Below are 8,290 nucleotides of genomic sequence, written 5' to 3' on the forward strand. Positions count from 1 at the left end.
GCAACCGGGCCGGTCAGCCGCGGACGTGGGCGGTGACCAGCTCGGCGGTCCGCTCCGCGGCGAGCTCCGGGATCCAGTGGGTGACGCCGTCGAGGACCTCGAGCCGGTACGGCGCGTCGACGAAGCGGGCGGTGTCCTCGGTGGCGGCGCGGCCCAGGAAGGCGTCACCGGTGCTCCACACGTGCAGCGTGGGCACCCGCACCTTCCCGACCGGGTCCCGCCCGCTCCACGGCACGGCGCGGTACCAGTCCAGCGCCGCGGTCAGCGCGCCCGGCTCGCGCATCCGCCGGACGTAGCGGTCGGCGGCGTCGTCGGGCAGGCCGCCCTGCCGGAGCACCCGGCGGAGGACGGCCCCCTCCCCGGCCAGCAGCAGCCGCTCGGGCAGGACGGGCAGCTGGAACAGCCCCACGTACGAGGAGCGCAGCGCCTGGTCGCTGCGCACCATCGCGCGCGCCATCGCCCCCGGGTGCGGCACCGAGAGGGCGGTGAGGGTGCGCACCCGGTCGGGGTACCAGGCGCCGAGCGCCCACCCGACGAGGCCGCCCCAGTCGTGCCCGACCACGTGCGCGGACTCCAGCCCGGCGGCGTCGAGCAGGGCGAGGACGTCGTCCGCGGTCTCGCGCAGCCGGTAGTGCGCCCGGCCGCGGGGGCGGGCCCCGGGGGAGTAGCCCCGCTGGTCGGGCGCGAGCGTGCGAAGCCCGTGCTGGTGCAGCGCCGGGGCCACCCGGTCCCAGGCACCGGAGTCCTGCGGGAAGCCGTGCAGCAGCACGACGGGGTCGCCATCGGCGGGCCCGGCGTCCCGGACGTCGAAGGTCAGGTCGTTCCTCCGGAAGCTGTCCACCCGACGACTGTGCCAAAGAGCGACAGGAGCCGCCCTGCGAGGCGGTCCGACGATGGGCGGCCGGAGGCCTCCCCGAGGAGGACCGGGAAGGGCTCCACGCAGGAGCGGGAGGGCACGTGGCCGCGGTGTCGTCCGGAGGACGACAATGGCGCCGTGACCGCCACCCCTGTCGAGCTCATCGTGCTGGTCGACGACGACGGGCGGGCGATCGGCGCGATGCCCAAGCCGGAGGTCCACCACGGCGAGACGCCGCTGCACCGCGCCTTCTCGGCCTACCTCTTCTCCGACGACGGCCGGCTCCTGGTCACCCGCCGGGCCGAGGACAAGGCGACCTTCCCCGGGATGTGGACCAACACCGTCTGCGGCCACCCGGGCCCCGGTGAGGACGACGGCGACGCGATCGCCCGCCGCGCCGGCTTCGAGCTGGGGCTCGGCGTCACCGACGTCCGCCCCGCGCTGCCGGGCTACCGCTACCGCGCCGAGTTCCGCGGGGTCGTGGAGAACGAGGTGTGCCCGGTCTACGTCGGGCGGTTCACCGGCTCGCCCGCACCCGAGCCCACCGAGGTGGGCGAGTGGGAGCTGCTGGAGTGGGACGCGTTCCGCCGCCGGCAGGAGACCGAGGGCGACGCGTGGTCGCCGTGGTGCCGGGAGCAGGCGCGGCTCATCGAGGACGCCGGGCTGCACCGCTTCTGACCGCAGGACGTGACGGCGCGCGGACCACCCGTCGCGCCCCGGAGGGGTCCGGCGTGCCGTCCGCCCGCCTCCGCGGGGGGCGGACGACGTCTCGCTAGTTTCCCGGGCGTGGACCGACGACGGTTCCTGCTCGCCCTCGCGGCCGGGCTGGCGGGCACGGCCGTGGCGCGCGGCGCGGCCGCCCTCGGCGAGCCCGCGCCCGGGGCGGCCGCCCCGGCGCCGCCCGAGCCGGCCGGGCACCCCGTCGCGCGGGGGAAGCCGGTGCGCCGTGGCGTGCCCGGGGTCGAGTCGCAGCCGCCGCCCACCGGGGTGGTCGAGGCCCTGCCGCTGGACCAGGACCTGCTCGCGCTGACGATCGACGACGGCACCAGCAGCGAGGTGGTCGCGGCGTTCGCGCGGTTCGCCGCCGACAGCGGGACCCGCCTGACCTTCTTCCCCAACGGCCGCTACCGGGCGTGGGAGGAGAACGCCGCGTTGCTGCGCCCCCTCGTCGACTCCGGGCAGGTGGCCCTGGGCAACCACACCTGGTCCCACCCCGACCTCACCACGCTCGGGGACCGCGAGGTCGCCGAGGAGATCCGGCGCAACCGCGACTTCCTGCGCTCGACGTTCGGTGTGGAGGACAGCCCCTTCTTCCGCCCGCCGTTCGGCGCCCGCGACGAGCGGACCGACCGGATCGCCGCCGACCTCGGGCACCCGACCATCGCCATGTGGAACGGCACCTTCGAGGACTTCCGGGTGCTCACCGCCGAGGAGCTCATGGCAGCGGCCCGGCGCTGGTTCAGCGCCCGGACGATCGTCGTCGGCCACGCCAACCACCCCACGGTCACCACCGTGTACGGGCAGCTCCTGGAGCTGATCGCCGAGCGCGGGCTGCAGACGGTCACCCTCGCCGACGTCTGGTCCACCAGGCGGTAGCGGCCCGACCTGCGGCTGCGGCGGTTCTCGGCGAGGCTGTCGGCGACGGACACGCACGGACGACGGAGGAACTGCTGTGGAGGCGTCGCTGAAGGGCCGGGTCGCACTCGTGACGGGCGGGGCCAGCGGGCTCGGCCGGGCCACCGCGCTCGCACTGGCCGAGGACGGCGCCCACGTGGTCGTCGCCGACATCGACGCGGCGGGCAGCGAGGAGACGCGGTCCCGGGTGGCGGCCGCGGGCGGCTCCGCGGAGGTCGCCGACCTGGACGTCACCCAGGACGAGAGCCGGCGGGCCGTCGTCGCCGACCTCTTCGACCGGCACGGCGACACCTTCGACGTCCTGGTCAACGTCGCCGGCATCGACCGGCCCGGCTACATCACCGACATCGACCTCGCGGACTACCAGCGGGTGCAGGCGGTCAACTGCGAGGGGCCGATCTTCCTCACCAGCGAGTTCGTGAAGCGGGTGCAGCACCTGCCCGAGGGGCGCACCGCCGACGTCGTCCACGTCGTCTCGCTCTCGGCGATCACCTCCGGGAGCGGGGCGATCGCGTATAACGGCTCCAAGGCCGGCTTCCTCAACGCGACCCGGTGCATCCAGCGCGAGCTGCGGGAGAAGGCGGTCCGGCTCGACGACGGCAGCGAGCGGCCCTTCCCGTGCCGGGTGCAGAGCGTCATCCCCGCCGCCATGGACACCCCGATGATGGAGCAGTGGGGTATCCCCGGGCACCTCATGATGCCGCCGTCGGCGGTCGCCGACGCCATCCGCACCCTGCTGGCCCTCCACCCGGCGGCCTTCGTCCCCGAGATGCAGATCGTCCCGCGGCTCGAGCCGAACTTCCCCCGCTGATCGACCATGAGGAACTGCCGCATGAGCGCTCCGGACGACCCGACGCCCGACACCGCGATGGCGTCGGGCACCGACGCGGGCAGCCCCGGCGGGCGGCTGGGCCCCGGTGACCTCGCGCCCGACGAGGAGCGGCTGCTCGCCGCGCTCGAGCGCGGCGCCCGCAGGGGGCCGCCGGACCCGCTGGAGACGATCGCCGTCGTCCGTGCGGCCGAGGACGAGCGCCCGCTGCCCGGCCGTGGCGGGCCGCCCGACGACGGTCTGACGCCCCGGTTCACCGCACCGGGCGCCGACTGACCGCCGGGGTCAGCCGGACGACGGCCGGGCCGGACGGCGATGAGCACGCCGCGCGGCCGGCCGGCACCACGCGGCGAGCGCGCGGAACGCCTCACGCGCGGAGCCGAGGACGCGGTCGGCGTCCCCGCCGGCCCCGACGTGCGCGCGCGTGACCCGGCGGTAGGCGGCCCACATCGCGCCGGTCTCGGCGCCGTACGGGGAGAAGGCGCGGATGCGGACGCCGGCCAGGCCGGGGAGCGCGGCGAGGTGCCGGTCGATGGACGTGCCACCGAGGGTGGAGCCCTCCAGGACGTAGAGCCGGCCCAGCGCCTCGTCGGTGCCGGCGACGGCCGGGAGCTCCGGCGCGTGGCCCGGCACCGGCACGCCCAGCGTCGCGAGGTCGGCGGCGAAGAGCCCGGCCCGGCGGCGGCGGGCCCAGTCCACGGTCGCGGCGTCGGCGGGGTGGCGGGCGGCCCACCCGTCGAGGCCCCGCTCGGCCGCCGTCCAGAAGCCGTGCATCAGGCCGAGCACGTGGGCCAGCCGGGCCCGGTCCAGCTCCGGGTCGAGCAGGTCGAGGGTGTCCTCGACGACCCGGTGCTCCTCGGCGGTCCCGGTGCGCAGCGCACGCAGGACGTCCTCGTGCCCGCTGCGGGGGTCCACCTGCGCAGTCATGTCTCCCGCAGCCATCGGCACCGAGAGTAGGTGAGCCGCGGCGCTCACGAGGGGTCGAGCGGCCGACCCCCGGCGAGGCGGGCGGCGCGCAACCCGGCGTGCAGGAGCAGGCGGGCGTCGCCGTCGGAGAGGTCCAGTCCGGTCAGCGCCGCGATGCGGCCCAGCCGGTAGTAGAGCGTCTGCCGGTGGACGTGCAGCGCCGCCGCCGTCCGCGCCGCGCTGCCGGCGCAGTCCAGGTAGGTCTCCGCCGTCGCCGCGAGCACGGGGTCGTCGAGCAAGGGGCCCAGCACCGGATCGGGGCCGGGCAGCGCCGTGGCCGTCCGCCACCCGCCGAGCTCCCCCCAGCGGGCGACGGGGAAGAACCGGTCGACCGCCGCGGCGACCCGCGCCGCCGCCCGGGCCTCCGCCCACTGGCCGGGCAGGTCGCCGGTGCCGCGGCGCGCCGACGAGACGCCGGCGGTGCTCCCGGCCGGTAGCGCGGCCAGCGAGGCCGCGGCGAGCGCGCCGGCGGGGCGCAGGTCCGTGGGCGCCGGGAGCGGCACGAGCACGGCGACCCCGCCGTCGACGACGGTGGCGACCGCGCCCGCGGCGGGGAGCCGGCCCGACACCGGGTGCCCCGGCGCGGGGGAGAGGGCGACCAGCACCTGGGCGCCCTCGGCGGTCAGCCGGTCGCCGAGCCGCAGGGCGGCCTGCGCCCGGGCCGCCGGGCGCCCGGCCAGCGCGTCGGCGAGCACCGGCCCGAGGTCGGCGGCGGGGCGGCCGTCCAGCGCGCGCCCGGCGCTCGCCGCGAGGTCCAGCGCCCGGCGCAGCGCCGGGTCGGCGTCGTCGTCGGGGTCGATGCGGCCGTCGTCGAGCAGCCAGAGGTAGCCCCGGGTGCGGTCCTCGTGGCGGACCGGCAGCACCAGCCGGGTCAGGACGCCGGCCGCGGGGTCGGCCGGCGTCCGCATCGGCCGGGTCGCCGACGCGATGCCGAAGTCCTCGAACCAGCGGCGGGTCTCAGGGGTCGAGCCGCGGGTGAGGATCGACCGGGTGCGGACGGCGTCCATGGGGTCGGCGCCGCTGTCGTCGTGCGCGCAGAAGGCCAGCAGCGTGAAGCCCGCGTCCTCCAGGGTGGCGGGGGCCCGGAGCACCCGCGACACCTCGTCGACCAGCTCCTGCAGCTCGTCGCGCACCACGCCTCCTCCGCCTCCTGAGGTCTCGTACAGCTGTATGAGAGCAGACGCGAGGAATCCCGACATCTGTCGCTGGCCCGGAGGGGTGGTGGGTACCTAGCGTTCGAGGGGCACGTGGCGTCGGCCCGGAGGAGGACCCGTGGTGCTGCAGAAGGTCCTGTTGGCCGTCTCCCGCCGGCCGGCCCTGCGCCGGGCGGTCACCGGCACGCCGGCCACCCGGCGGGTGGTCGACCGGTTCGTGGCGGGGGAGTCGCTGGACGACGCGATCGCGGCGGTGCGCGCGCTCGCCGCCGCCGGCATCGCGGTGACCCTCGACCACCTCGGCGAGGACGTCACCGACCGGGCCCAGGCGCGGCGGACCCGCGACGCCTACCTCGCCGCACTCGAGGCCCTCGCCCCGCTGGGGCTGGGGCCCGCGGCCGAGGTGTCGGTCAAGCTCTCGGCCTTCGGGCAGGTGCTGCCCGACGGCGGGCACGACCTCGCGCTGGAGCTGGTCCGACCGGTGGTCGAGGCGGCGTCGGCCATCGGGACGACGGTCACCCTCGACATGGAGGACCACCGCACCGTCGACTCCACGCTGGCCGCCGTCGCCGAGCTGCGCAAGGAGCACCCGGCGACCGGCGCCGTCCTGCAGTCGATGCTGCACCGCACCGAGGCCGACGCCGCCGAGCTCGCGGTCAGCGGGTCCCGCGTGCGGCTGGTCAAGGGGGCGTACCACGAGCCGGAGTCGGTGGCCCACCAGCGCAAGCGGGACGTCGACGCCGCCTACCGCCGCTGCCTGGAGATCCTCATGAGCGGGCCCGGGTACCCGATGGTCGGCTCGCACGACCCCGCGATGGTCGCCCTGGCGCACGAGCTGGCGGCGCAGCACTCGCGTGCGGCCGACTCCTGGGAGGTGCAGATGCTCTACGGCATCCGCCCCGACGAGCAGCGCCGGCTGGCCGCCGCCGGCACCCGCGTGCGCGCCTACGTGCCCTACGGCGCCGACTGGTACGCGTACTTCATGCGCCGGCTGGCCGAGCGCCCGGCCAACGTCGCCTTCTTCCTCCGCTCGCTCACCACCCGCTCCTGAGAACGAGGTTCCCCATGGACGCCGTCACCCGAGTCCCGTCCCCGGTCAACGAGCCGGTGCTCACCTACGCCCCGGGCACGCCCGAGCGGGAGCAGCTGCAGCGGCGGCTCGCCGAGCTGGCCGCCGAGCCCCTGGAGCTGACCGCCACGGTCGGCGGCCGGCAGCGGATGGCCGCCGGCGAGACGTTCGAGGTCGTCCAGCCGCACCGGCACGCGGCCGTCCTGGGCACCTCCGCGCAGAGCACGCACGCCGACGCGCAGGAGGCGATCCGCTGCGCGAAGGAGGCCGCTCCCGGGTGGCAGGAGCTCTCCTTCGACGACCGCGCCGCGGTGTTCCTCAAGGCCGCCGACCTGCTGGCCGGGCCGTGGCGCCAGACGCTGAACGCCGCCACCATGCTGGGCCAGAGCAAGACCGCGCAGCAGGCGGAGATCGACAGCGCCTGCGAGCTGATCGACTTCTGGCGCTTCAACGTGCACTTCGCGCGGCAGATCCTCGCCGAGCAGCCGCAGTCCTCGCCCGGCGTGTGGAACCGCACCGACCACCGGCCGCTCGAGGGCTTCGTCTACGCGATCACCCCGTTCAACTTCACCGCGATCGCGGGGAACCTGCCGACGGCGCCGGCGCTCATGGGCAACACCGTGGTCTGGAAGCCCGCGCCCACCCAGCAGTTCGCCGCGCACCTCCTCATGCGGCTGCTCGAGGAGGCGGGGCTGCCGCCGGGCGTGATCAACATGCTGCCCGGCGACGGGATCGCCGTCTCCGAGGTGGCCCTCGCCGACCGCGACCTGGCCGGCATCCACTTCACCGGGTCCACGCCGGTGTTCCAGCACCTGTGGCGCACGGTCGGCGAGAACATCGCCGGCTACCGCGGCTACCCGCGGATCGTGGGGGAGACCGGCGGCAAGGACTTCGTCGTCGCCCACGCCTCCGCCGACGTCGACGTGCTGCGGACGGCGCTGGTCCGCGGCGCGTTCGAGTTCCAGGGGCAGAAGTGCTCCGCGGCGTCGCGGGCGTACGTGCCCCGGTCGGTGTGGGAGCGGCTGCGCGACGACCTGGTGGCGACGACCGAGTCGCTGCCGATGGGCGACGTCACCGACTTCTCGAACTTCATGGGCGCGGTCATCGACCGGAAGTCGTTCTCGAAGCTCTCCGGCGTCATCGACCGGGTCGACGACGACCCCGCGCTGTCGATCGTGGCCGGCGGGCAGAAGGACGACTCTGAGGGCTTCTTCGTGCGCCCGACGATCATCGAGGGCACCGACCCGGGGCACGAGGTCTTCACCACCGAGTACTTCGGCCCGGTGCTCGCGGTGCACGTCTACGACGACGCGGATTACGACACGGTGCTCTCGCAGATGGAGTCGGCCGCGCCGTACGCGCTCACCGGCGCGGTCATCGCGCAGGACCGGGCGGCGATCGCGCACGCGCAGACGTTCCTGCGGCACGCGGCGGGCAACTTCTACGTCAACGACAAGCCGACCGGCGCCGTCGTCGGCCAGCAGCCCTTCGGGGGCGGGCGGGCCTCGGGCACCAACGACAAGGCCGGGGCGATGCAGAACCTGATGCGCTGGACCTCGAGCCGGTCGATCAAGGAGACCTTCGCGCCCCCCACCGATCACCGCTACCCCTACATGGGCTGAGGCGTCCGCGGCCACGATCAGCTGCCCTGATCGTGGGGGGGGGGGGGGGGGGGGGGGGGGGGGGGGGGGGGGGGGGGGGGGGGGGGGGGGGGGGGGGGGGGGGGGGGGGGGGGGGGGGGGGGGGGGGGGGGGGGGGGGGGGGGGGGGGGGGGGGGGGGG

General features: G+C 76.2%; 9 protein-coding genes. 6 read left to right on the forward strand and 3 right to left on the reverse strand.

Features of this window, described 5'->3' with window-relative positions; translation table 11 throughout:
• Window positions 1-13: 13 nt before the first annotated feature.
• Window positions 14-841: an alpha/beta fold hydrolase gene (locus ACI79P_RS19185; RefSeq protein WP_456582658.1), complete on the reverse strand. Its 828-nt coding sequence runs from the start codon at window positions 839-841 to the stop codon at window positions 14-16.
• 153 nt (window positions 842-994) lie between these two features.
• Between ACI79P_RS19185 and idi the strand changes: the two genes are divergently transcribed.
• The 4 genes from idi to ACI79P_RS19205 all read left to right on the forward strand — a co-directional run bounded on the left by idi (window position 995) and on the right by ACI79P_RS19205 (window position 3,596).
• A complete protein-coding gene (gene idi, locus ACI79P_RS19190) occupies window positions 995-1,534 on the forward strand; it encodes an isopentenyl-diphosphate Delta-isomerase (protein ID WP_456582659.1) in 540 nt (179 codons plus the stop codon).
• Between the two features lie 108 nt (window positions 1,535-1,642).
• Window positions 1,643-2,452: a polysaccharide deacetylase family protein gene (locus ACI79P_RS19195; RefSeq protein WP_456582660.1), complete on the forward strand. Its 810-nt coding sequence runs from the start codon at window positions 1,643-1,645 to the stop codon at window positions 2,450-2,452.
• A 76-nt stretch (window positions 2,453-2,528) separates the two neighbouring features.
• Window positions 2,529-3,302 carry an SDR family NAD(P)-dependent oxidoreductase gene (locus tag ACI79P_RS19200; protein WP_456582661.1) on the forward strand — a complete coding sequence of 258 codons (774 nt, stop codon included), beginning with the start codon at window positions 2,529-2,531 and terminating at the stop codon, window positions 3,300-3,302.
• 21 nt (window positions 3,303-3,323) lie between these two features.
• Window positions 3,324-3,596 (forward strand): hypothetical protein, encoded by a 273-nt coding sequence (locus ACI79P_RS19205; protein ID WP_456582662.1) that lies wholly within the window; start codon window positions 3,324-3,326, stop codon window positions 3,594-3,596.
• 9 nt (window positions 3,597-3,605) lie between these two features.
• Here ACI79P_RS19205 and ACI79P_RS19210 read toward each other — a convergent pair whose 3' ends face one another.
• Both ACI79P_RS19210 and ACI79P_RS19215 read right to left on the reverse strand, forming a co-directional pair.
• A complete protein-coding gene (locus ACI79P_RS19210) occupies window positions 3,606-4,262 on the reverse strand; it encodes a biliverdin-producing heme oxygenase (protein WP_456582663.1) in 657 nt (218 codons plus the stop codon).
• 29 nt (window positions 4,263-4,291) lie between these two features.
• Complete coding sequence (locus ACI79P_RS19215) at window positions 4,292-5,419, reverse strand: PucR family transcriptional regulator (protein WP_456582664.1); 1,128 nt, start codon at window positions 5,417-5,419, stop codon at window positions 4,292-4,294.
• Between the two features lie 139 nt (window positions 5,420-5,558).
• Here ACI79P_RS19215 and ACI79P_RS19220 point away from each other — a divergent pair, with 139 nt between their 5' ends.
• Together ACI79P_RS19220 and pruA are read left to right on the forward strand one after the other, a co-directional pair.
• Window positions 5,559-6,491, forward strand: a complete 933-nt coding sequence (locus ACI79P_RS19220; RefSeq protein WP_456582665.1) for a proline dehydrogenase family protein — start codon at window positions 5,559-5,561, stop codon at window positions 6,489-6,491.
• 14 nt (window positions 6,492-6,505) lie between these two features.
• On the forward strand, window positions 6,506-8,131 hold the full coding sequence (gene pruA / locus ACI79P_RS19225) for an L-glutamate gamma-semialdehyde dehydrogenase (RefSeq protein WP_456582666.1): 1,626 nt from the start codon (window positions 6,506-6,508) through the stop codon (window positions 8,129-8,131).
• The last annotated feature ends 159 nt before the right edge of the window (window positions 8,132-8,290 follow it).

It is taken from the genome of Blastococcus sp. SYSU DS0510 (assembly GCF_054050835.1).

Bases quoted from the DNA above. Each gene is read 5' to 3' on its own strand.
- ACI79P_RS19205 (WP_456582662.1), top strand. From the start codon at position 3,324: ATGAGCGCTCCGGACGACCCGACGCCCGACACCGCGATGGCGTCGGGC.
- pruA (WP_456582666.1), top strand. From the start codon at position 6,506: ATGGACGCCGTCACCCGAGTCCCGTCCCCGGTCAACGAGCCGGTGCTC.
- ACI79P_RS19210 (WP_456582663.1), bottom strand. From the start codon at position 4,262: ATGGCTGCGGGAGACATGACTGCGCAGGTGGACCCCCGCAGCGGGCAC.